At 42.6% G+C, this 21,106-nt stretch carries 25 protein-coding genes; 20 read left to right on the top strand and 5 right to left on the bottom strand.

The window, feature by feature from the left end:
- Window positions 1-26: 26 nt before the first annotated feature.
- From IEV61_RS00585 to IEV61_RS00575, 3 genes are all read right to left on the bottom strand, one after another.
- On the bottom strand, window positions 27-881 hold the full coding sequence (locus IEV61_RS00585; protein ID WP_188412824.1) for a helix-turn-helix domain-containing protein: 855 nt from the start codon (window positions 879-881) through the stop codon (window positions 27-29).
- Between the two features lie 75 nt (window positions 882-956).
- On the bottom strand, window positions 957-2,351 hold the full coding sequence (locus IEV61_RS00580; RefSeq protein ID WP_188412821.1) for an arginine decarboxylase: 1,395 nt from the start codon (window positions 2,349-2,351) through the stop codon (window positions 957-959).
- Window positions 2,352-2,839: 488 nt separating this feature from the next.
- A complete protein-coding gene (locus IEV61_RS00575; protein ID WP_229746985.1) occupies window positions 2,840-3,418 on the bottom strand; it encodes a Crp/Fnr family transcriptional regulator in 579 nt (192 codons plus the stop codon).
- 161 nt (window positions 3,419-3,579) lie between these two features.
- Here IEV61_RS00575 and IEV61_RS00570 point away from each other — a divergent pair, with 161 nt between their 5' ends.
- Window positions 3,580-3,951 carry a response regulator gene (locus IEV61_RS00570; RefSeq protein ID WP_188412819.1) on the top strand — a complete coding sequence of 124 codons (372 nt, stop codon included), beginning with the start codon at window positions 3,580-3,582 and terminating at the stop codon, window positions 3,949-3,951.
- A 103-nt stretch (window positions 3,952-4,054) separates the two neighbouring features.
- Window positions 4,055-4,477, top strand: coding sequence for a BLUF domain-containing protein (locus IEV61_RS00565; protein ID WP_188412818.1), 423 nt, complete (start codon window positions 4,055-4,057; stop codon window positions 4,475-4,477).
- A gap of 83 nt (window positions 4,478-4,560) precedes the next feature.
- Here the strand turns inward: IEV61_RS00565 and IEV61_RS00560 are convergent, their stop codons facing one another.
- Window positions 4,561-4,833: a DUF3072 domain-containing protein gene (locus IEV61_RS00560; protein WP_188412816.1), complete on the bottom strand. Its 273-nt coding sequence runs from the start codon at window positions 4,831-4,833 to the stop codon at window positions 4,561-4,563.
- A gap of 176 nt (window positions 4,834-5,009) precedes the next feature.
- Between IEV61_RS00560 and ubiE the strand changes: the two genes are divergently transcribed.
- From ubiE to porG, 8 genes are all read left to right on the top strand, one after another.
- The gene (ubiE, locus tag IEV61_RS00555) at window positions 5,010-5,741 is read left to right on the top strand and encodes a bifunctional demethylmenaquinone methyltransferase/2-methoxy-6-polyprenyl-1,4-benzoquinol methylase UbiE (RefSeq protein ID WP_188412814.1); all 732 of its coding nucleotides are present in this window, start codon (window positions 5,010-5,012) and stop codon (window positions 5,739-5,741) included.
- Between the two features lie 4 nt (window positions 5,742-5,745).
- Window positions 5,746-6,471 carry a type IX secretion/gliding motility protein PorT/SprT gene (gene porT / locus IEV61_RS00550; protein ID WP_188412812.1) on the top strand — a complete coding sequence of 242 codons (726 nt, stop codon included), beginning with the start codon at window positions 5,746-5,748 and terminating at the stop codon, window positions 6,469-6,471.
- 350 nt (window positions 6,472-6,821) lie between these two features.
- Window positions 6,822-7,580: an SDR family NAD(P)-dependent oxidoreductase gene (locus tag IEV61_RS00545; protein WP_188412810.1), complete on the top strand. Its 759-nt coding sequence runs from the start codon at window positions 6,822-6,824 to the stop codon at window positions 7,578-7,580.
- Window positions 7,581-7,782: 202 nt separating this feature from the next.
- Window positions 7,783-8,232 (top strand): GatB/YqeY domain-containing protein, encoded by a 450-nt coding sequence (locus tag IEV61_RS00540; protein ID WP_188412808.1) that lies wholly within the window; start codon window positions 7,783-7,785, stop codon window positions 8,230-8,232.
- Window positions 8,233-8,364: 132 nt separating this feature from the next.
- Window positions 8,365-9,132 (top strand): alpha/beta fold hydrolase, encoded by a 768-nt coding sequence (locus IEV61_RS00535; RefSeq protein ID WP_188412806.1) that lies wholly within the window; start codon window positions 8,365-8,367, stop codon window positions 9,130-9,132.
- 4 nt (window positions 9,133-9,136) lie between these two features.
- Window positions 9,137-9,796 carry a CBS domain-containing protein gene (locus IEV61_RS00530; RefSeq protein WP_188412804.1) on the top strand — a complete coding sequence of 220 codons (660 nt, stop codon included), beginning with the start codon at window positions 9,137-9,139 and terminating at the stop codon, window positions 9,794-9,796.
- A 3-nt stretch (window positions 9,797-9,799) separates the two neighbouring features.
- Entirely contained in the window at window positions 9,800-10,678 is an 879-nt protein-coding gene (locus tag IEV61_RS00525) for an NAD kinase (RefSeq protein WP_188412802.1), read from the top strand.
- Between the two features lie 9 nt (window positions 10,679-10,687).
- Window positions 10,688-11,473 carry a type IX secretion system protein PorG gene (porG, locus tag IEV61_RS00520; RefSeq protein WP_188412800.1) on the top strand — a complete coding sequence of 262 codons (786 nt, stop codon included), beginning with the start codon at window positions 10,688-10,690 and terminating at the stop codon, window positions 11,471-11,473.
- Between the two features lie 74 nt (window positions 11,474-11,547).
- On the opposite strand, the gene IEV61_RS00515 is transcribed toward porG, so the two are convergent.
- Entirely contained in the window at window positions 11,548-11,766 is a 219-nt protein-coding gene (locus tag IEV61_RS00515; protein ID WP_188414462.1) for a hypothetical protein, read from the bottom strand.
- A 218-nt stretch (window positions 11,767-11,984) separates the two neighbouring features.
- Here IEV61_RS00515 and IEV61_RS00510 point away from each other — a divergent pair, with 218 nt between their 5' ends.
- From IEV61_RS00510 to nuoK, 10 genes are all read left to right on the top strand, one after another.
- The gene (locus tag IEV61_RS00510) at window positions 11,985-12,494 is read left to right on the top strand and encodes an ExbD/TolR family protein (RefSeq protein WP_188412798.1); all 510 of its coding nucleotides are present in this window, start codon (window positions 11,985-11,987) and stop codon (window positions 12,492-12,494) included.
- A 484-nt stretch (window positions 12,495-12,978) separates the two neighbouring features.
- Window positions 12,979-13,719 carry an undecaprenyl pyrophosphate synthase gene (gene uppS / locus IEV61_RS00505; RefSeq protein WP_188412796.1) on the top strand — a complete coding sequence of 247 codons (741 nt, stop codon included), beginning with the start codon at window positions 12,979-12,981 and terminating at the stop codon, window positions 13,717-13,719.
- A 60-nt stretch (window positions 13,720-13,779) separates the two neighbouring features.
- A complete protein-coding gene (gene bamA, locus IEV61_RS00500; RefSeq protein WP_188412795.1) occupies window positions 13,780-16,329 on the top strand; it encodes an outer membrane protein assembly factor BamA in 2,550 nt (849 codons plus the stop codon).
- Between the two features lie 10 nt (window positions 16,330-16,339).
- On the top strand, window positions 16,340-16,870 hold the full coding sequence (locus IEV61_RS00495; protein WP_188412794.1) for an OmpH/Skp family outer membrane protein: 531 nt from the start codon (window positions 16,340-16,342) through the stop codon (window positions 16,868-16,870).
- 50 nt (window positions 16,871-16,920) lie between these two features.
- Complete coding sequence (locus tag IEV61_RS00490) at window positions 16,921-17,433, top strand: OmpH/Skp family outer membrane protein (protein ID WP_188412793.1); 513 nt, start codon at window positions 16,921-16,923, stop codon at window positions 17,431-17,433.
- Window positions 17,434-17,497: 64 nt separating this feature from the next.
- Window positions 17,498-18,328 (top strand): glutamate racemase, encoded by an 831-nt coding sequence (murI, locus tag IEV61_RS00485; protein WP_188412792.1) that lies wholly within the window; start codon window positions 17,498-17,500, stop codon window positions 18,326-18,328.
- A 193-nt stretch (window positions 18,329-18,521) separates the two neighbouring features.
- Complete coding sequence (gene nuoH, locus IEV61_RS00480; RefSeq protein WP_188412791.1) at window positions 18,522-19,592, top strand: NADH-quinone oxidoreductase subunit NuoH; 1,071 nt, start codon at window positions 18,522-18,524, stop codon at window positions 19,590-19,592.
- Window positions 19,593-19,660: 68 nt separating this feature from the next.
- On the top strand, window positions 19,661-20,257 hold the full coding sequence (locus IEV61_RS00475) for a 4Fe-4S dicluster domain-containing protein (RefSeq protein WP_229746984.1): 597 nt from the start codon (window positions 19,661-19,663) through the stop codon (window positions 20,255-20,257).
- A 23-nt stretch (window positions 20,258-20,280) separates the two neighbouring features.
- Entirely contained in the window at window positions 20,281-20,802 is a 522-nt protein-coding gene (locus IEV61_RS00470; RefSeq protein ID WP_229746983.1) for an NADH-quinone oxidoreductase subunit J family protein, read from the top strand.
- Window positions 20,799-21,104 carry an NADH-quinone oxidoreductase subunit NuoK gene (nuoK, locus tag IEV61_RS00465; RefSeq protein ID WP_188412788.1) on the top strand — a complete coding sequence of 102 codons (306 nt, stop codon included), beginning with the start codon at window positions 20,799-20,801 and terminating at the stop codon, window positions 21,102-21,104. Before IEV61_RS00470 ends, nuoK begins: the two co-directional genes overlap by 4 nt.
- The last annotated feature ends 2 nt before the right edge of the window (window positions 21,105-21,106 follow it).

The following is a 21,106-nucleotide window of genomic DNA, read 5'->3' as shown; positions in this document are numbered from 1 at the left end:
ATGGATGCGATAGGGTAGAGATTGGATTATTTGCGGTAAGTGCTGCGAAATGCTAAAGGAGTACTCCCTGTATTGTTCTTAAACAATCTTGAGAAATAAGTATGATCATCGTAACCTAACTCATGGGCTACCTGCTTGGCAGTTGCCTCGCTGTAATACAGCAAGCGCCGGGCTTCCAGCATAACCTCATGGGTAATCCAATACGATACCGAAAAGCCGGTTACTTTCTTCAACGCCTCGTTAAGGTAAGATTCGGAAATATTGAGCATGGATGCATAAGCAGACGGACTCTTTTCTGTTTTATAGTGCTTGCCAATGAGTTGTTTGAAGTCGTGTGCAATTTGTGCGGGGCGGGTATGCTTTTGGCCCGGCTTATCCATGCTTACGTAACCACAGGCTACAGTAGCAATAAAACTGTTAAGTAACGACCGTAGGATATCAACATAGAAAGCACTATCGGTATTATTCGCAAAATGATGATGCAAAAGCTTGATCAACGAGCAGCAATGAGCCAACTTTTCGATGTTCAATTGATACGGCTGCTGCAATAGCAACTGATTCTCGAATACCAGCCTGAACTCCTGCGGCACCAGCGAAGTTTCTACCGCTATAAACCAGCCTTGTGGGTTAGTAGTGCCCAAACTATGATGAACCTGGCCGGGCGATATGTAAAATAACGAATGGGCATCAATAACAATCTCCGTAAAATCGACCATCATATTACAAGTCCCTTTTTCCATCAGGAAGAAAATATAATGATCGTCGCGGTGTGCACCCAGTGCATTAAACTTTTGCGACATTTCCCCATCTTCACCGGCATACTTTATTACTAAACCAGTGTTTGCCCTGTCTGCCAGTTTATGAATAGGAATATCTTTCATGCAATATGGTGGCGTAGGTTGCTTGCAGGCTAAGGTAAAACAAAAAAGCCCTCGTTAAAGAGGGCCGTTTTGCTTTTAGGCAGTGTAACCTAATATTTTTAGAACTTGTTTACTGTTTTGCTCTTCGCCAAACACCTCGAAGTTAAATGTTTCATCGCGATTGCGGCGTACCAGCACGTGTTTGGGTGATGGCAGCAGGCAGTGATGTATACCTCCGTAACCGCTCAGTACCTCCTGGTAAGCACCGGTATGGAAAAAGCCCAGGTATTGCACCTTACGGGTTTTAGGCATATACACGCTATTCATGTGTGCCTCTTGGTTGTAATAGTCCTGACCATCGCAGGTTATACCCCCTAAGTTCACACGCTCGTATTCAGAATCCCAGTTGTTAATAGGTAACAGGATGTATTTCTGGTTCAAAGCCCAAACATCGGGCAGGTTGGTAATAAATGATCCATCCAGCATCAGCCATTTTTCGCGGTCGTTTTGCTGCTTGCGGCCCAATACTTTGTATAAAATACCAGAAGCTTCGGCGCAGGTATATTTACCAAACTCGGTAATAATATCAGGCTCCACTACATCGTGCTCCGCACAGATTTCCTTGATACGGCTTACGATCTCGTTGATCATGTACTCATAGTCAAAATCGAACACCAGCGAATCTTTAAACGGCATACCACCGCCAATATCCAAGGTATCCAGTTCTGGGTTAATCTTTTTGAATTTGCAATATAGAGTAACGTAACGCTCCAATTCGTTCCAGTAATACGGCGTATCTGAGATACCCGAATTAATGAAGAAGTGCAGCAACTTTACGCGGAAGTTTGGATTCTTCTCGATCTTGTTATAGTACAGGTCTATCACATCCTCCATACGGATGCCCAAGCGCGAAGTGTAGAACTGCGAATCGGGTTGCTCTTCTGAAGCTATGCGGATACCCAGGTTACAAGGGGTGTCCAGTTCAATTTCGTCGTCGTAAATGTTAAACTCTTCTTTATTGTCAAGTACGGGGATGATGTTCTGAAACCCGTCGTGCAGCATATCAACAATGTACTGCTTGTACTGGTAGGTTTTAAAGCCATTACAAATTACAGTAATGTCTTTACTAATGACCCCTTTTTTCTCCAGTGCATCAATCATGGGCATATCAAAGGCCGACGAAGTTTCCAGGTGGATATCATTCTTCAGCGCTTCTTCAACCACATGTTTAAAGTGAGAACTTTTGGTGCAATAGCAATACTTATAACTACCACGGTAATTGTTCTTGATAATTGCCTGTTGAAACATCAGCTTAGCTTGCTGTATCTTTTTAGAGATCAGAGGCACATAGGTAAACCGCAAAGGGGTACCATAAGTCTCGATCATCTCCATAAGGTTCAGGTCGTGAAAATATAATTCGTCATCTATGATCTCGAAACCCTCCTGCGGGAAACCCACGCTCAGGTCCAGAAATTCCTGGTAGCTTTGCATTCTTTATTTGTCCTTTTTTTAGTTGTGCAAAAGTGTACTTTTTTTAGATAAAAATGGGTTCATTTTATGCACAATTTTCTCCTCGTATTGTAATTTGTTGGTTGAAGGTTCAGTGTCGTATTTAATATAATGTTATAATGTTGTAAATCAAATATTTGTGAAGGTGTAAGAACTTAAGTAGTTGACTGAAATACTGTTCAATTTGTTGTGTGTTATTACGTAAGCAAACATTCTAAAATTAATGCAATAATGTAATGTTAAATGAATGTTTATCAGAAGTTAATATAGTTTGAATGGTTTTAGCTGAATGATAATTTACAGGATTAATTAATCTACAGAATTTTAGATTATAACGATCAAGTCAAAACAACCTGATCCAGGGTCAAGTTTCCCTAAACTCACAACTCACAACTCACAACTCACAACTCACAACTCACAACTCACAACTCACAACTCACAACTCACAACTCACAACTCACAACTCACAACTACATGCCTTTGCGCATCTTACTGAAAAATTCGGGCGTTACGCCTATGTAGGAGGCTATTTGTTTTTGCGGCAGGTGGTAAATAAGGGTAGGGTAGCGGCTGCAAAAGCGGGAATAGCGCTCGGCGGCGGGCAGGCTCAGGTTATCTATCAGGCGTTGCTGGTAGGCAATCAAAGATTTTTCGGCCAGTATGCGGAAAACGTGCTCAAACTTAGGTACTAACTTATATAATTCTTCCTGGGCAGTTTTAGGGAGCAGCAACATTTCGGTTTCTTCTAATGCTTCAATGTTTAGACTGCCGGGCTGGTGGGTAATCAGGCTGTACATATCAGCCATCCACCAGTCGGTAGGGGCAAAGCTAAGCACATGCTCAAAGCCGTTGGCATCTACCGTATATCCCCGTAAACATCCCGAAATTACAAAGGCCGAATGCCGGCATATATCGCCGGTGGCCACCCAATGTTGCTTGCGCTTTAGTTTTTTGGACTGCAGCATCTGGGTGAAGATATCTTTTTCGGCAGGAGTAAGCATTGTATGTTTACTTACGTTATTGAGTATCAAATTCAGGCCACTATCCATCGGCCATAAAAGTAAAAAAATATTTTTTAGAGCTTATAAGCAGAATGACTGTATACGTATATGTAAAAGCTATAAATTTATTAACCATGGTTATATTTATTAACTATTGGTTGTTGGTGGCATGGGCTTTGTAATTATGCGTTTGTACAAATTTGGCAAACATGAAAAACAAGATTTTAGTAGTAGACGATAACGAATTTATGTTAAGCCTCATGTCACAGATCTTGAGTACACAAGGTTATGAGGTGGAAACTTTGAGCAGAGCAGCCGGCTTGTTTGAGTGTATAGGTACATACCAACCTGGTTTAATTATTTTAGATGCGCAACTGCCCGATGGCGACGGACGCGACCTGTGCGGCATTATAAAGCAATCTAAAACTTATAACGGTATTAGTGTTATACTGTGTTCGGGCAGGGACGATATTGAAGAGTGTTACAGTCAGCCAGGCCCTCCCGATGCTATATTACCGAAACCGTTTGATGTTGCACAACTGATAGGTATGGTTGACGACAGCATCCGCACTGCCGCCTGAAATTAAAGTCGCAAATTAATTTATTAATAACCGGATCATTTAGTTCGGTAAGTTGTGAGAATTAGTATGTGCAGCTGATATATTTGCTGCACATACTACACTCATGAAATATCTTGTTTACATCAGCACTGCCTATCGTTTACTTAACCAGGACGAATTGCTTGATATACTGGCCGTAAGCCGTAAAAATAATCAGCGAAATAATCTTACCGGAATGCTGCTGTATGGAGAAGGTACTTTTATACAAGTGTTGGAAGGTGATGCTGATGTGCTGACCAAAACCTATGAAACCATTATTGCCGATCAAAGGCATAAGAATATTATAAAGATGGCCGAGGGTGATATAGATACACCCAATTTTCCGCACTGGTCTATGGGCTTTAAATCAGCCAGTGCAAAGGAACTGCAAGAGTTAGGCGGATTTACCGATCCTAAGTCTTTAGGTAAGAACTGGATTGCAGCAGAAACCAGCTCCATTTTAGGAATGATGAAAACCTTTGCCGATGCCAACCGGATGTCTGATTAACTAATTAAAGCTGCGGGAAGCGAAGTTGAGGTGTATAATTATTTAACTTCGAACCTCGCTCCCCACAACTTATTACTAAACTCTTATAATCCTCTTCCGGTTTTGTGCTGCAGTTCGTCTATTTTTTTAGACGCTTCTGCCTTGTTTAAACTTTCATCAAACTCTTCCTTTGCTTCGTCAGACAGTGTTTTTAAATACGAATGCTGTGCGCCGGTCATAGGCTCATCGCCGGTTGTCCAATCGTCCGGGTCTTTTTCGGTGTTCGAGCCTTTTACATCACCCGTTTCGTTTGTGGTATTGCCGGTGTTGTTATCTTCAAACAAGTCTCCGGTTTGATCTTTATCTTCAGTTGTCATACTAATATATTTAGTAATTAAACCGGCTATGTAAGGCAATTGTTTTAATGGTTAAGATAAATTTCTAACTTAAGCTTTATTAGGTGCACATATAATGGAAGTGTATAGTGTCATATCTTACAACCCGGCTGCAAATCCGCCACAGCATAATCACAAATTCACTATCTTTACAGCCCATGAGTAAAACTGTAACGCCCTATCAAAATCAGCAGGCAACTAAAAAAGAACAGGTGGCCGATATGTTTAATAACATATCTAAAACTTATGATTTTTTGAACCACTTCATGTCGTTGGGTATTGATATCATTTGGCGTAAAATTGCCATAAATGAGCTTAAAGCACAGCAGCCTAAACGCATACTAGATGTAGCTACCGGTACCGGCGATTTTGCTTTCGAGGCCCTGAAGATATTACAACCCGATCAAATCATTGGCGTTGATATTTCTGCCGGGATGCTGGAGATAGCTAAGGAAAAAATAACCAAGCGTAAGCTAAGCAAACGTTTCGAGGTTAGGTTGGGCGACTCGGAAAAACTGCCTTTTGCTGATAACGAGTTTGATGCTCTTACTGTAGCTTATGGCGTGCGTAATTTTGAAAACCTTGAAGTTGGTTTGGCCGATATGCTCAGGGTTTTAAAACCTGGAGGTAAAGCCGTAGTGCTTGAGTTTTCTAAGCCCAAAGGTTTCCCTGTTAAGCAGCTGTATAACTTTTATTTCAAATACATCACACCCGGTATAGGCAAGCTGTTCTCTAAAGATTCGCGCGCTTATTCATACCTGCCCGAGTCTGTAGCTGCCTTTCCGGATGGAAAAGATTTTGTGGCCATGATGGATAAAGTTGGTTTTAAAAACACAAAGAACAGGCCGCTTACCTTTGGTATTTGTTCCATATATACCGGTATTAAATAAAGGAATGAATTTGCCTAAAGCCCTTTTATTGTTTGCGGCCCTGCTGTTTAGCCGGTTGGTTAATGCGCAGGCCTGGGGTGGCGGTGCCGATGATAATAAGGTGAGCTTCGGTTTTAGTTTTCAGTACCTTAATCAAAACTATAAGATCGTAAAAAAGCCTGACTGGCGCACACCTTTTTACGATGCAGAGATCAATAGAAATATTACCGATTCGCTAACCAGTATCACCTCGCGTTCATCGCCCGGTTTTACCGTAGGTTTTATTACCCGTTACCGCCTGAGCGAGAACCTGGAGGTACGCACTACACCCGCGCTGGTTTTTGCCGACCGTGAACTTAACTATACTTACAAAACGCCATCGCAAAATGCCAACCGCCAGGTGCAAAGCACTACGGTAGAGATACCATTGCTGCTCAAACTACGGTCTGATAAAATTGGTAACGTAAGGGCTTACCTGGTAGGCGGAGCCAAATATTCTATGGAGGTAAGCAAAGGGCAGGTTGATGAAAACGAAGCTCCGCTGCAACGCAAGATCCGTAACAACCGCGGCTTTGCATCGTACGAAGCTGGTTTTGGCTTTGATATTTATTTTGAGTACTTCAAGATGTCGCCCGAAATTAAAGTGGGTAACTCTTTTGGCAACGTTCTTATTGCAGAGAACACGCCTTTTTCAAATCCAATAAGCAAGTTGTTTTTGCATAGTATTATGTTCAGTTTGCATTTTGAGTAGTCTGAACAGGAATTTGAAAAATTAGTTGAACTTTCAGAATTTCCTATTTAAGTGTTTCAAAATAAAATTTGCTTATTCAGCAGTTTACAATACAACTCGCTCATTCATGCGTCCACGCCTGAATGCATTTTAAAGTAAGCGTCCACGCTTACTTTTATAAGCTTAGAATTAAATTAAGTGTTAACGTTCAAACTAAGATACGTCACGAGGTCTGCGGACTAATATCCAAAAATGCATATACCACCTTCAATAACATTCAAGTCATATAATTCAGTAAATTCTATTAATTCTTCAAATTCTGGTTCAGACAAGGATAAAAAACATAATTTCGCCTGCTTAGTTAAATATCTATGGCTAAAATTGCTTTAATAACAGGTGCCACTGCCGGAATAGGCGAGGCCTGTGCACATTTATTTGCCCGCGAAGGCTACGATCTTATTTTAACGGGTCGCCGTCAGGACAGGTTAGATCAACTGGCGCAAAATTTAAATAGTACGTATAATGTACGCATTGCTGTAGCTGCATTCGATATTCGCAGTAAGGAGCATGTGGCCCACCATCTTGAAACTTTGCCGGCCGAAATGAAATTGGTAGATGTGCTGGTCAACAATGCTGGGTTAAGCCAGGGCTTGGATCCCATACAAAACGGAAACACGGACGACTGGGATACCATGATAGATACCAACATTAAGGGCCTGCTTTACGTAAGCAAGATCGTGTCTAACTGGATGATCACGAATGGCAAAGGACATATCATTAACCTGGGCTCCATAGCCGGTAAAAATGTATATACTAATGGTAACGTATATTGCGCTACCAAAGCGGCCGTTGATGCGCTGAACCAGGGCATGCGTTTAGATTTGTTGCCCCATGGCATCAAGGTAACGGCCATACACCCCGGCGCTGTAGAAACCGAATTTTCGGAAGTGCGCTTTAAAGGCGATAAGGAACGGGCTGAAAAAGTTTATGAAGGCTTTACCCCGTTAAGCGCCGAAGACGTAGCCGATGCCATTTGGTACGTAGCTTCGCGCCCTGCCCACGTAAACGTAAACGATATGTTATTAATGCCAACCGCACAGGCAAACGCAGGTACTATATTTAGAGGATAATTTAAATAATCGTCTTTGCGAGCGATAGCGAAGACAACCGACCAAAGGGAGTTCATTAATACCATTGAAAACAAACAATGCATTAATAATCCCTGCACGCAAGGGTAAACGCTTTGTTAGCCTCCGCAGAGATTGCTTCGTACCTCGCAATGACGGTATGGGCCAACCAATAACTTAACAACCTAATAACTTAATAACTATCATGTCATTAGAAACCCAAATAAACCAAGATATTAAACAAGCCATGCTGGGCAAACAGGAAGCCCGTTTGCGTGCCTTGCGTGCCGTAAAATCGGCATTGTTGTTAGCCAAAACCGAAAAAGGTGCTGCCGAGGAAGTAAGCGAAGAAGCCGAGATCAAGGTTTTGCAAAAGCTGGTTAAGCAACGTAAAGAATCGGCCGATATCTACCAGGCGCAAAACCGTCCTGATCTGTACCAGATTGAGAAGGAAGAAATGGAATATATAGAAGCTTACCTGCCTAAGCAAATGAGCCGTGAGGAGGTAGAAACTTTCCTGAAAGATTTAATTAGCAGGGTAGGTGCAACCTCGGTTAAAGACATGGGTAAGGTTATGGGTGCCGCCAACAAAGAACTGGCCGGCAAAGCCGATGGCAAAACAATATCTGAAGTGGTAAAACAATTATTGGCCTAATATATTTGTTAAGAGTATTGTAACTCTGTTTCAAAAACCTAATTTTATAACCAAAATTATAATGTTTTATACCGTTTTTAAAAATGGTATAATGTACTGACCGTTATTTATATAGCTATTACACTTCCCGATATGAAATTTGTGCTTAAAGAGGAAAAAGGATTTATATACATCGATGAAGGCCAGGGCGAGGTGTTATTGCTGCTGCATGGCCTAATGGGTGCTTTAAGCAACTGGGAGGAGGTTATTGATCATTTTAAAGACCGCTACCGCGTTATTATCCCCATACTGCCCATTTATGATCTGCCAATATTAACTACCGGTGTTAAAACACTAAGTAAGCACGTCCATCGTTTTATTAAGCATAAAGATTTGGATAATATTACCTTGATAGGCAACTCCCTTGGTGGACACGTTGGATTAATTTATACACTGGCACACCCCGAAAGAATTAAGTCGCTGGTGTTAACCGGCAGTTCGGGTTTGTACGAAAACGCTTTTGGCGGTACGTTCCCTAAACGCGAGAGTTATGATTTTGTAAAGGAAAAAGTAGAATATACATTCTATGATCCGGCTACGGCTACTAAAGATCTGGTAGATGAAGTTTTTATCATGATTAACGACCGGTCGAAAGTTATACGTATATTGGCTATGGCTAAATCGGCTATCAGGCATAATATGGCTAAAGACTTGAAAAAGATCAAGATACCGGTTGGCCTCATTTGGGGTAAAGATGATAAGATAACCCCGCCCGAGGTGGCTGTTGAATTTAACCAGCTGCTGCCCGATTCTAAAATATACTGGGTAGACAAATGCGGACATGCGCCCATGATGGAGCGACCGACGGAGTTTAACCGGTTGTTGAATGAATACCTGGAATATTTGAAAACCAAAGTTTAACATTATGCTTGCAATAGAGTTAGCTGCCGACACCATACCACCGGTTACCACAACCGATACCATACAGCGTGCGATAGACCGTATGGTTGAATTTAGGGTGCGGCACCTGCCTGTTGTGAATGATCAGCAATTTATAGGCATGCTGGCCGAGGCTGATATAACCGAGCCCGACCATAGTCTGCCTATAAGCTCATTACCGCACTTGCATGTAAATGCTTTTGTATACGAAGAGCAACACGTGTACGACGTGGTGCGCATGTTTTACGAGCATAAACTAAGCATGGTGCCGGTACTTGATTCTTCTAAGAATTACGACGGGGTGATTGATCATAACGCAATGAACAACTACTTTGCTGAAATTACAGCTGTAGCCCAACCAGGCGGTATCATTGTGTTGGAGGTGAGCAATAAAGAGAACTCCATGACGCAAATGGCGCAGATAGTGGAGTCAGACAACGCGCAGATCCTGAGTTCGTACGTGCGTACCTTCCCTGATAGTACCAAAATGGAGGTCACCCTCAAACTTAATAAACCCGATATATCATCCATCAACGCCGCCTTTTTGCGTTACGGGTACGATGTAAAGGCAACCTTTAATCACAATGATGGCGAAGATAATTCGAAGAACCGGTACGAATCGTTCATGAATTATCTGAACATTTAATTTATGAAGATAGCAATCTACGGCAGGCAGTTTAACGATACCGTACTCCCTTATATACAGCAAGTATTTGATGCCCTGTCACAACACCCTGTCGAAGTTTATATTCATCACCAGCTTTACGGTTCACTTAAAGATCAGATCAATATTTCTGCTTATCCTGTACTTGAAGCCAATCGCGAATTAAGCGGCTTTATTGACCTGGTAATTACCCTGGGCGGCGATGGTACACTGCTGGATATGGTTACCCTTATACGCGATAGCGGCATCCCGGTAATCGGTATTAATTTTGGGCGTTTGGGGTATTTAGCCAGCGTAAACAAAAACGATATTGCCGCCGCTATTTATGCAGTTGTAAACAAAGAGTTTTCCATTGACAGTCGCGAGCTTATCAGCATTTGTTCAGATGCCTCCGTTTTTGGAAACGAAAACTTTGCCCTCAACGATATTACCATCCACAAGCGGGATGATGCCGCCATGATCACCATGCACGCCTATCTTAACGGAGAATTTTTAAACACCTATTGGGGCGATGGTATTATTATTTCCACAGCTACCGGCTCTACCGCTTATTCGTTAAGTTGCGGCGGACCTATCATTTTACCGCAGTCAGACACCATTGTAGTTACACCTATATCGCCACATAATTTAAACGTGAGGCCAATTGTACTGCCCGATAGCTGTACACTAACCTTCGAGGTAGAAACCCGCAGTGCTAATTATTTGATCTCTTGTGATTCGCGCACGGCGGTGATAGATACCAATATGAAGTTTGACATTCGCAAGGCCGGCTTCAAACTTAACCTCGTAAGGCTTAATAATGAGAGTTACCTGCAAACGCTAAGAAATAAATTATTGTGGGGATTAGATGCCCGCAACTATTAACTTTGCACAATGCCCCGGTGTTTAATTTTCCTGCTGTTTGTTTTAACAGTTGTACAAGCTAGAGCCCAGAAATGGGAGTTTGGTGTGCAGGCCGGTGCGGCAGGCTATCAGGGCGATTTAAACCAACGCAACCCGCTGCAGGTAAGCGGCTCCATGGCGGGTTTGTTTTTACGCTATAACATTAACGGCTACCTTTCGCTCAAGGCCAGTGCCAGCAAAGCGCAAATTGAAGGGGCCGACAGTACCTCCAAATACGCACAGCAACGCGGCCGTAATCTTAGCTTTTACACGCCACTTAACGAATTTGCCCTGGTAGGGGAGTTTAACTTTTTTGAATACCGCCCCGGTAGTGGCTATAACAGTTTTACGCCATTTATTTATGCCGGTATAGCAGGCATAAGTTACAATCCGCAGGCTACGTACAAAAATCAAACCTACGATTTGCGCCCCCTGAATACCGAGGGTAATAATGCGCTTTATAAAAATTCGGCTTTTGCCATACCCTTTGGCGCAGGGGTAAAGTACAATATATTTGGTAAGCTTAGCCTCACGGCAGATATTGGCTACCGCAGCGCCTATACCGACTATCTTGACGATGTAAGCGGCAACTACGCCGACCGCCGGATTTTTACCGACCCTGTGGCCCTTGCCCTTTCAGACCGCTCTGGCGAACGGACAGGTGTTTACACCGGCGCAGCAGGTACCCAGCGTGGCGACGGCCGCAAGCACGATACCTATGTTTTCTTCGGCATAGGTATATCCTACACTTTTATCAGCAAAAACTGCTATTACTAAGCTCTCTTAAACTTCAGGCCAACAAAAAATCCCTTGCTTGCGCAAAGGATCAGTTATCTAATAATTGAATTGTATTAACGGTGTAAGCCTGCCGGTTTAGGCGTATTGGCTTCAGATGGTTTGGCTAAAACCTCGGTTTTAATGTGTCCTGCTGCTTCAGATGCTCGTGCAGGTTGATTGCACTTACCCAGCAAAGTGTAGATGACAATAAATATAACAATGGTAGAAAGGCAGCCTCCGCCTAACTTTTTGGCGCCCCAGGCAGCAATAATGGTTCGGAAAAAATTATTCATAGTATAGTATTGATGTAGGTTAAATAACCCTAACCCGCCATTATTTGTTTGGCATTAACTGTAATTGACCGTTAACTTATGCCATGCTACGCATGTGTTGTTGAAATATAACGGAAAATACCCATTTAATAAAATAATATTCTTCGTTACGGAACAATACATTGCTTATATTCGTTTAATAGTTAATTCTCCAATTATTAACCTTTAATCTTTGTATTATGGCCGAGCTCAATTCATCTTCCGAAAAAAATGATGGCAAAAAAGCACGTCAACCCAAAAGTATGCGTGTTGACCTTACCGCCATGGTAGACCTGGCGTTTCTGCTGGTCACCTTCTTTATGCTCACCACCACGCTATCCAAGCCCAAGGCCATGGATCTGGCTATGCCGGTTGAAGGGCCTGGTGGTCCTGTGCCGCAAAGCCGAAGCATAACGCTGTGTTTAGGTAAAGAAAATAAACTACTACTTTACAAAGGCTTATCTACTACGCCGCAGGTATTAAGTTATGGCAAGAACGGATTGCGTAAAGCGTTGTTAGATGCCAAAGCAGAAATTAAGCGTAATACCGGCAAAGAGGCTATTGTTGTAGTGAAACCAAGTGATCACTGTGTTTACGGTAACCTGGTTGATGCTTTAGACGAACTCAACATCACCAGAACCAATATTTATGCGGTGGTAGACATTACCGATAAGGATGTTGACCTGTTAAAGAAGCAGGCTATTTATTAGAGCATTACTTAACGACCTCTTTGTAATACTAAAGTTGTCTTAAATAAGTAATAACCCAATTGTCAGTCTGAGCTTGTCGAAGACTTAGCCAGCGTACAAGTCTTCGACGAGCTCAGACTGACATAAGTTTATAAATCATGCATTTGTTTCGTACCTCGCAAATACGGATTCAATAAAATAATAGACTAATTAAAAACAGCTTTGCATACCGCAAAGCTGTTTTTTTATGTTGCACTATTGGCAATTAACGGTTTACGTACAAATGCAATTTCTTTTTGTTTTTTGAATAATAAATAAATCAAAGTATAGTTTTACCTTTGTACCCTGAAAAAATCATGATTATGCGCTTTTTGCATGCTCAAAATTGTGGTTATTAAATTAAAAGTGATTAACTCTAAACACATATTCCTGTCTGCACAGCCTGTATTAACGGGTTGCGGCAAAGCCCTGGGCATTGCACTTATGGGCGGTAAGCATCACTATTATGGGGTATAAAGATCAGATAGATTTATCAAGGCTTCCGCAGCATGTGGCTATTATTATGGATGGCAACGGTCGCTGGGCCAAAGGTAAAGGCAAGTTGCGTGTATTTGGCCATCATAATGGTGTACTATCGGTGCGCGATGTGGTAGAAGGTGCCGGGGAATTAGGGGTAAAGTATTTAACGCTATATACCTTCTCTGCCGAAAACTGGAACCGCCCCAGTTTTGAAGTAACCGCTATTATGGAACTACTGGTGAGTACCATTAATAAGGAGATCAAAAAACTGATGCAGAACAATGTAAAGCTTAACGCCATTGGTGATTTAGCGTTACTGCCTAAAAGATGCCATAACGAACTGCAGGGCGCTATTGATCAAACAGCGGGTAACACCGGGTTGGTGCTTACGCTGGCTTTAAGCTACAGCTCGCGCCGCGAGCTGATGCAGGCGGCCAAGAACATTGCCGAGCAGGTGAAAGAGGGTACGCTTAACCCCGAAGATATTACCGAGGATGTATTTGCTCAAAACCTTTACACCCACAATTTGCCCGATCCTGAACTCATGATCAGGACCAGCGGCGAGTACCGCATAAGTAATTACCTGCTATGGCAAATTGCATACGCAGAGTTGTATTTTACCACTAAGCTATGGCCCGATTTTAGGCGCGAAGACCTGTACGAGGCCATTCTAGACTACCAGAAACGCGAGCGACGCTTTGGCAAGACCAGTGAGCAGGTGAACTAATTTTTCTTTTAACAAATTTTAACAAACGTTTAAATTACTTTAGCGTCACAAAATATTCGGATGAATAAACTCTTTTTAGCTATTCTTTTTTCACTAATAAGTACAGCAACGTTTGCCCAAATAGGGGGTAGTCGTCTCAACAAATCTTCTATACCTGTTGATAGCTTAAGTTATCTTAACCCCAAAGACTATATAATAGGTGATATAACTGTTGCCGGTACCAAATACCTCGATAAGGATGTATTGATCCAGATTGCCAAGATCAGCAAGGGCGATAAAATAAATTTGCCGGGTGAGGCATCGGCCAACGTGTTAAAAAACATGTGGGCACAAGGTTTATTTGATGATGTTCAATTGAACATTACCCGCATGAATGCCGACACTGTTTATCTCGAGCTGTATGTTACCGAGCGTCCGCGTTTATCGCGCCTGCGTTTAAACGGTATTCGTAAAGGTGAGGTTGAGGATGTGCAAAAGAAACTGAACGATAAAACAGGAAAGATCGTAAACGAAAACCTGCTAAGTACCACTACGGCCATCGTTAAAAAACACTTCAACGAAAAAGGCTATATGAATACCACGGTAGACATTAAGCAACAACGCGACCCTGCCGATTCTAACTCCGTTATCCTGAACGTTAACATAGATAAAAAGCAGAAGGTTAAAATTAACGAGGTTATTTTTGAAGGTAACAAGGCGTTCAAAAGCAAAAAGCTTAAAGGATACTTAGGTAAAACCAAGGAAAAGAAATTCTACAATATCTTCGGTTCTAAAAAATTTAAGCAAGACCAGTACGAAGAGGACAAGCAGGGGCTGATCGAAAAAATGCAGGCCAAAGGTTACCGCGATGCCGAAATTTTGAGCGATTCGGTTTGGAAGCATGACGAGAATACCGTTAACGTAAAAATTAAAGTTTACGAAGGTCACAAGTATTACTTCGGTAATATTACCTACGCCGGTAATGCCCGCTACCCGGCCACTACGCTTGATAAAATATTACGTATTAAAAAAGGCGATGTATTTAGCGAAGAAGAGCTGAGTAAACGTCTTAACGGCGGTACGCCCGATGGTTCGGATATCAACTCCCTTTACCTGGATGATGGATACTTAACCTTTAACTCTGAAGCAGTACAAACCCGTATCTACAACGATACCATTGACCTGAACATCCGTATTTATGAAGGTGCACAGTATACCATTAACCGCGTAATGGTTAGAGGTAACGAGGTAACCAATGATAAGGTAGTATTGCGCGAACTGGCAACCAAGCCGGGTCAAAAATTCTCCAAAGCATTAATTGTACGCAGTACACGTCAAATTACACAGTTGGGTAACTTTGATGAGCAAAAAATTGAGCCTAAGCCAACCAACATTAACCCTAATGATGGTACGGTAGATATTATTTACAACGTGGTTGAAAAACCGTCAGATCAAATCGAACTTTCGGGTGGTTTTGGTGGTGGTCAGTTGGTAGGCACGCTGGGCTTAACGTTCAACAACTTCTCGGTACGTAACCTGTTTAATGGTAAAGCTTACAAGCCACTGCCTAAAGGTGATGGTCAGAAATTAAGCTTACGCGGACAAGCCAACGGTAAAAACTACCAAAACTTTTCGTTCACCTTTTCTGAGCCATGGTTAGGTGGTAAAAAGCCTATCTACTTCAGTTTATCTGCTTACACGCAATTGAGTTCAACCGGCCAGTTTTATGCCAAAGATAATCCTCTTTATAACTATTTGCGTATTAACGGTGTGGGTGTAACCCTGGGTAAACGTTTAAACTGGCCAGATAACTACTTCCAGTTAAACTACTCTTTAAACTTTGACCACTACACGTTAGACAATTTCAGACAAGGTTTCTTGTTTGCAAACGGTACATCATACAACATCAAGTTAACGCAGGAATTTAGCCGTAACTCGGTGGATGCACCTATTTACCCAACCAGTGGTTCTAATATTAAGTTCACCTTGCAGGTAACACCGCCATACTCGTTGTTCAACAATACCAATTATCGTATTGCCACGCCTGAGGAGCGCTACCGCTTTGTGGAGTATCACAAATGGAAGTTTGATGCCCAGTGGTTTACCAAAATTGCAGGTAAACTGGTATTAATGTCGCAAACCCGTTTCGGTTTCATTGGCAGCTACAACAAGTTAGTAGGTCCGTCGCCGTTTGAAAGGTTTAAATTAGGTGGTGATGGTATGGCTACTTACCAGTTCTTACAAGGTAGCGAGATCGTTGCTTTAAGAGGCTATCAAAACTTCTCTATTGTGCCTCAAGGTTCAGGATATAACTCTGATAACAACCCGGGAAGCCCGATCTATAATAAATTTACCCTCGAAATGCGTTATCCGGTTATTGCAAGTCAGTCGGCTACCATATTCCTGTTAACATTTGCCGAAGGTGGTAATACGTGGAACAATTTCCGCGATTATAATCCGTTTAATATCCGTCGTTCGGTGGGTGTGGGTGCAAGAATATTTCTTCCTATCTTTGGCTTGTTAGGATTGGATTACGGTTACGGTTTCGACAAGATCCCGGGCTTGCCCCAAGCTAACAAAGGGCAGTTCCACTTCTCTATTGCACAAAGCCTGAGCGGTGGTTTTAATTAATAAATACAACATGAAAAAAATACTGATTACCTTAACCATTACGTTAATAAGCGTGGCAAGTGCCTGGGCGCAGCGTTTTGCCTTTGTTGATTCAGATTACATTTTGAAACACGTACCTGAGTACGCTTCTTCGCAAAAACAACTGGCAGCCCTGTCAGACCAATGGCAGCGCGAGGTTGATGGCCGTTTCCAGGAAATTGACCGCTTGTACAAAGCCTACCAGGCCGACCAGGTGTTAATGACCGCCGATATGAAGAAACGCCGTGAGGCCGAAATTGTAGACAAGGAAAAAGCCGCTAAGGATTTTCAACGTTCTAAATTTGGCCCCGAGGGAGAATTAGCACAACGCAGCAGCACACTCGTTAAACCTATTCAGGAAAGAGTGTCTAAAGCTATACAAGCAGTAGCCGAAAGCGAGAACCTGGATATGGTATTTGATAAAAACAGCGAAGTAATGATGCTGTATGCCAACCCGCGCTATAATAAGAGCGATGTGGTGATAACCCGTTTAGGTTTAAAGCCGGGGGCTTTTGCAAAGTAAATTTTTTTGATTAAAATAGCACACGATTAAACACAGAACAAAAGAAAGAAATGAAAAGATTATTTAAAGTTGCTTTAGTTGCAGGATTTATGATGCTGACGGCGGGTTATGCTAAAGCACAAAGCAAAATTGGTTACATTGATTTTAACGCAGTTATTGATGCCTTACCAGAAATTAAAGGTGTACAAACTTCACTGCAAACCTACCAAAAAACATTTGTAGACCAATTGCAAGCTATGCAAACCGAATTGCAGACTAAAGGTGATGCTTACCAAAAAAACAGCAAAACCATGACCGATGCAACCCGTATTGCCTCAGAAAATGAATTGCAAGACATCAACAAACGTATGCAGGACTTAAACAATACTGCACAACAACAAATTGAAGCTAAGAAAAACGAATTAGGTAAACCACTTTTTGAAAAAGTACGTGCTGCCATTAACGCAGTAGCTAAAGAAAAAGGTTACAACTATGTAATTGATTCAGGTACTACTAACCTGATCGTATCTCCTCCGGGCGATGATTTATTAGCCTCTGTAAAATTGAAATTAGGTTTAAAATAACATCCGTTTTTTTTAAAGCATAAAAGCGAGTGGCATAGCCCCTCGCTTTTTTTATTTTTGTACCATGCAAGTTAAGCGCCCTATTGGGGTTTTTGATTCGGGGATAGGAGGGTTAACGGTCTTCCGTTCCATAGCAGAGCAACTGCCGGGCTACGACTATTTGTACTTTGGCGATAATAGCCGTGCGCCCTACGGCGACCGCTCATTTAACACCATACATCAGTACACCTGGGAGTGCGTGCAGTGGATGTTTGCGCAGGGTTGTCCGCTGGTTGTACTGGCTTGCAATACCGCATCGGCCAAGGCGCTGCGCACCATACAGCAGCGTGATATGCCGGGTAAGCACGATGATAAGAAGGTATTGGGTGTAATACGCCCCACGGCCGAGGTAATAGGAAATTATACAAAAACTAATAAGATAGGCGTATTGGGTACCAAGGGTACCGTACAATCAGGCTCCTATGCCATTGAGATCAAGAAGTTTTTTCCGGAGGTACAGGTTTACCAGCAGGCCTGTCCGCTTTGGGTGCCGCTCATAGAGAACGGAGAATATGAGAAGCCCGCTGCCGATGCTTATGTAAAACTGTACTTAGACCAGATCATGGAACAAGCGCCAGATATTGATACCTTGTTACTGGCCTGTACCCATTATCCCTTGTTGCAAGATAAGATCAAAGCTTACCTACCACCACATGTTAATGTAGTAGCACAGGGCGATATCGTGGCCCATAGTTTGGTTTACTATCTGCAACGCCATACCGAAATAGAAGAACAGCTTACCCAAGGCGGTAGCCGGCAGTTTTTTACCACCACCGATGACACGGCCGACTTTGATCAGCACGCTTCCATGTTCTCTCCCGAGCCTGTAAAGTCGGTATACGTAGCCATGAAGTAGCAAAAGTAATTAAATGTATTTTTTTGAAGTTTTATGAACTTTTAAGGCGGTTTTTGAAGGTTTTTTAAAGCCTGCAAAATTGTATACTTAAATGGTAGATTATTTTCGTGGCAGGTGCCATTAATCTGCATATCAACTCTTCATTCTCCTCATAATTCCCTAAGTTTGCACGTTCATCTTAAGGGTTAAATTTTTGAGCTTTTATATCACCTATATCATCGTAGCCATAGGGTTGTTTGCATTTGCAGCCCTGTTTGCGCTGTTTGGTGTTTATGCCGAGCGCAAGGTGTCAGCTTACATACAAGACCGCCTTGGCCCCACCGAAACCGGTAAATTTGGCCTGCTCCAAACCCTGGCCGATGCCCTTAAACTCCTTCAGAAAGAATCCATAATCCCCCAAGCTGCCGATAAAGTGTTGTTTGTGCTGGCACCTATCATCATATTTGTATCGGTGTATATGGGCTTTGCCTGTATGCCCTGGGCACCCGGACTGGCCTCTTCAAAAATCAATTTGGGGTTATATTACTTTTTCGCTATTCTGTCTATTGAGGTATTGGGTATCATTATGGCAGGCTGGGGCTCCAATAACAAGTATTCAATGCTGGGCGCCATCCGTTCGGTAGCACAGATCATCTCTTATGAAATACCGGCCGGTTTTGCGCTGATCTCCGTCGTGATGATCAGCCAAACACTTGATTTGCAGGAGATATCCATGCAGCAGGGTGTTCTATCAGCCGAAAAAGTAAAATTCTTAGGCATTTGGGATGTTACCCATGTTGGGGGTTTACTAAGCTGGAATGTTTTTAAAGCCCCGCACCTGATCGTGGCTTTCGTGATATACTTTATCTCCTCGCTTGCAGAAAGCAACAGGGCACCCTTTGATATACCCGAGGCCGAGTCAGAACTGGTGGCCGGCTTTCATACCGAGTTTACCGGGATGAAGTTCGGTTTTGTTTTCCTGGCGGAGTATTCTATGATGTTCCTGGTATCGATGATAGCCGTTATCCTGTTTTTAGGTGCCTGGAATACCATGCTGCCTAACATGGGCAGCGTTAAGCTTGCCGACTGGACAACAGGTACCGTTTGGGGTATAATCTGGATATTTCTGAAAACGTTGATCTTAGTCGGCGTGCAAATTTGGATTAGATGGACGCTGCCCCGTTTAAGGGTAGATCAGCTGATGGATTTGTGCTGGAAGGTGCTTACACCACTGGCGTTTTTATGCATGATTATATCGGGCATATGGCGGCTGTGGGTAATGTAATGTGATTGGGATAAGCGGTTGCTCAATTTGGAAAATTAGTGTAATTATATAAAATTAGAATACAATTAGTGTTACTTAAAAAAACATACAACGCATTAGCGACCGCCTCAAAAGGGATGGTGCTTACGTTGCGCCATATGTTTGCCTCAAGGAAAGACCGCCAGGTAGGGTCGGTAAAATCAGATAACTACTTCAAGCGCCTCGAAGAGGGTACCAATACCATCCAGTACCCTAAGCAGCAATTGCCGGTACCCGAAGTTGGCCGTTACCAACTGGATGTGGAAATAGACGATTGCATTGTGTGTGATCTGTGCGCTAAAATATGCCCTGTAGATTGCATCGCTATCGAATCTATCAAAGCTACTCAAGCTATTGGTCAAACCTCCGATGGATCGACCAAACGCCTATATGCTGCCAAGTTTGATATTGATATGGCCAAGTGCCTGTATTGTGGTCTTTGTACCGTGGTATGCCCAACCGAGTGTATTACCATGACCAACCAATATGACCGTAGCGTATATCAACTGGGCGACTTGACCTATCATTTTTCTGACATGGATCAGGAATTAATAGACGAGAAAAAGAAAGAATTTGAGCTGCAACAGGCCGAAAAGCAAGCCGCAAAAGCCGCTGCCCTTAAAGCCAAAGAGGAGGGAAAAGCCTAATGGTGAGCATTATGTTTTATGTAATGGCTGCTATTGCCTTAGGGTCGGCTTTGTACGTAGCTGCAAGTGGTAATTTAGTGCGGTCGGTATTTATGTTCTTCATTACGCTGTTTGCGCTAGCTGGGTTATATGTGCTTTCTTTAGCCGACTTCGTAGCCGTTACGCAGGTGGTGGTTTATGTAGGTGGCATATTAGTACTCATCCTTTTTGCCTTTATGTTATCGGGCCGTGAAAATTTGGAAGGACTGAAACAGCAAAAGAACCGCTTACTATCGGTAAGTAAGTTGCCTGCTGTTTTGCTGGCTGCAGCGTTCTTTGTGGTTTTGACCAACATATTCTTGAAAGCAAAGGCTGATGACATCAGCTGGATAAAACAAGCCATTACCGAACAAAACGTAATGACGCCGCAAAACACCAGCATTAATAGCCTCGGCGTCAATCTTATGACTAATTATTTGCTGCCTTTCGAAGCTATATCTGTTTTGTTATTGATGGCCCTGGTAGGTGCAGCGCATCTCTCAAGAAAGGAGGAATCTGCAACATGATTATCTTAACACATTATCTTTTGGTGAGCGCAGGGTTATTCAGCATTGGTATTTACGTAGTACTTTCCAAACAGAATGCCATACAGGTACTCATTGGTATTGAAATGATGCTGAATGCCGCTATATTAAACATGGTGGCTTTCGGTAAGTTTGATAAGATCAATAACGCCGGGCAAACCTTTGCCTTGTTTGCCATTGTATTAGCAGCTGCCTCAACCGCGGTTGCGCTGGCTATTGTGTTGAACGTTTACCGTAGGCATCAAACTATTGATCCGGGAAAAATTAACCAGTTAAAAGATTGACC

The sequence above is a fragment of the Mucilaginibacter galii genome (assembly GCF_014635825.1).
GTDB classification, from domain to species: domain Bacteria; phylum Bacteroidota; class Bacteroidia; order Sphingobacteriales; family Sphingobacteriaceae; genus Mucilaginibacter; species Mucilaginibacter galii.
The sequence above is the reverse complement of the archived record's forward strand: the minus strand, read 5'-3'. Positions and strand labels throughout refer to the sequence as shown.

Coding starts and splice junctions, on each gene's coding strand:
- IEV61_RS00560 (WP_188412816.1), bottom strand. CDS start 4,833: ATGACAACTGAAGATAAAGATCAAACCGGAGACTTGTTTGAAGATAAC.
- IEV61_RS00530 (WP_188412804.1), top strand. CDS start 9,137: ATGCTTGCAATAGAGTTAGCTGCCGACACCATACCACCGGTTACCACA.
- porT (WP_188412812.1), top strand. CDS start 5,746: ATGAATTTGCCTAAAGCCCTTTTATTGTTTGCGGCCCTGCTGTTTAGC.
- IEV61_RS00470 (WP_229746983.1), top strand. CDS start 20,281: ATGGCTGCTATTGCCTTAGGGTCGGCTTTGTACGTAGCTGCAAGTGGT.
- IEV61_RS00535 (WP_188412806.1), top strand. CDS start 8,365: ATGAAATTTGTGCTTAAAGAGGAAAAAGGATTTATATACATCGATGAA.
- ubiE (WP_188412814.1), top strand. CDS start 5,010: ATGAGTAAAACTGTAACGCCCTATCAAAATCAGCAGGCAACTAAAAAA.
- uppS (WP_188412796.1), top strand. CDS start 12,979: ATGGGGTATAAAGATCAGATAGATTTATCAAGGCTTCCGCAGCATGTG.
- IEV61_RS00585 (WP_188412824.1), bottom strand. CDS start 881: ATGAAAGATATTCCTATTCATAAACTGGCAGACAGGGCAAACACTGGT.
- IEV61_RS00490 (WP_188412793.1), top strand. CDS start 16,921: ATGAAAAGATTATTTAAAGTTGCTTTAGTTGCAGGATTTATGATGCTG.
- murI (WP_188412792.1), top strand. CDS start 17,498: ATGCAAGTTAAGCGCCCTATTGGGGTTTTTGATTCGGGGATAGGAGGG.
- IEV61_RS00575 (WP_229746985.1), bottom strand. CDS start 3,418: ATGGATAGTGGCCTGAATTTGATACTCAATAACGTAAGTAAACATACA.
- IEV61_RS00565 (WP_188412818.1), top strand. CDS start 4,055: ATGAAATATCTTGTTTACATCAGCACTGCCTATCGTTTACTTAACCAG.
- IEV61_RS00570 (WP_188412819.1), top strand. CDS start 3,580: ATGAAAAACAAGATTTTAGTAGTAGACGATAACGAATTTATGTTAAGC.
- IEV61_RS00515 (WP_188414462.1), bottom strand. CDS start 11,766: ATGAATAATTTTTTCCGAACCATTATTGCTGCCTGGGGCGCCAAAAAG.
- IEV61_RS00510 (WP_188412798.1), top strand. CDS start 11,985: ATGGCCGAGCTCAATTCATCTTCCGAAAAAAATGATGGCAAAAAAGCA.
- IEV61_RS00495 (WP_188412794.1), top strand. CDS start 16,340: ATGAAAAAAATACTGATTACCTTAACCATTACGTTAATAAGCGTGGCA.
- nuoK (WP_188412788.1), top strand. CDS start 20,799: ATGATTATCTTAACACATTATCTTTTGGTGAGCGCAGGGTTATTCAGC.
- IEV61_RS00525 (WP_188412802.1), top strand. CDS start 9,800: ATGAAGATAGCAATCTACGGCAGGCAGTTTAACGATACCGTACTCCCT.
- IEV61_RS00580 (WP_188412821.1), bottom strand. CDS start 2,351: ATGCAAAGCTACCAGGAATTTCTGGACCTGAGCGTGGGTTTCCCGCAG.
- IEV61_RS00545 (WP_188412810.1), top strand. CDS start 6,822: ATGGCTAAAATTGCTTTAATAACAGGTGCCACTGCCGGAATAGGCGAG.
- IEV61_RS00540 (WP_188412808.1), top strand. CDS start 7,783: ATGTCATTAGAAACCCAAATAAACCAAGATATTAAACAAGCCATGCTG.
- bamA (WP_188412795.1), top strand. CDS start 13,780: ATGAATAAACTCTTTTTAGCTATTCTTTTTTCACTAATAAGTACAGCA.
- porG (WP_188412800.1), top strand. CDS start 10,688: ATGCCCCGGTGTTTAATTTTCCTGCTGTTTGTTTTAACAGTTGTACAA.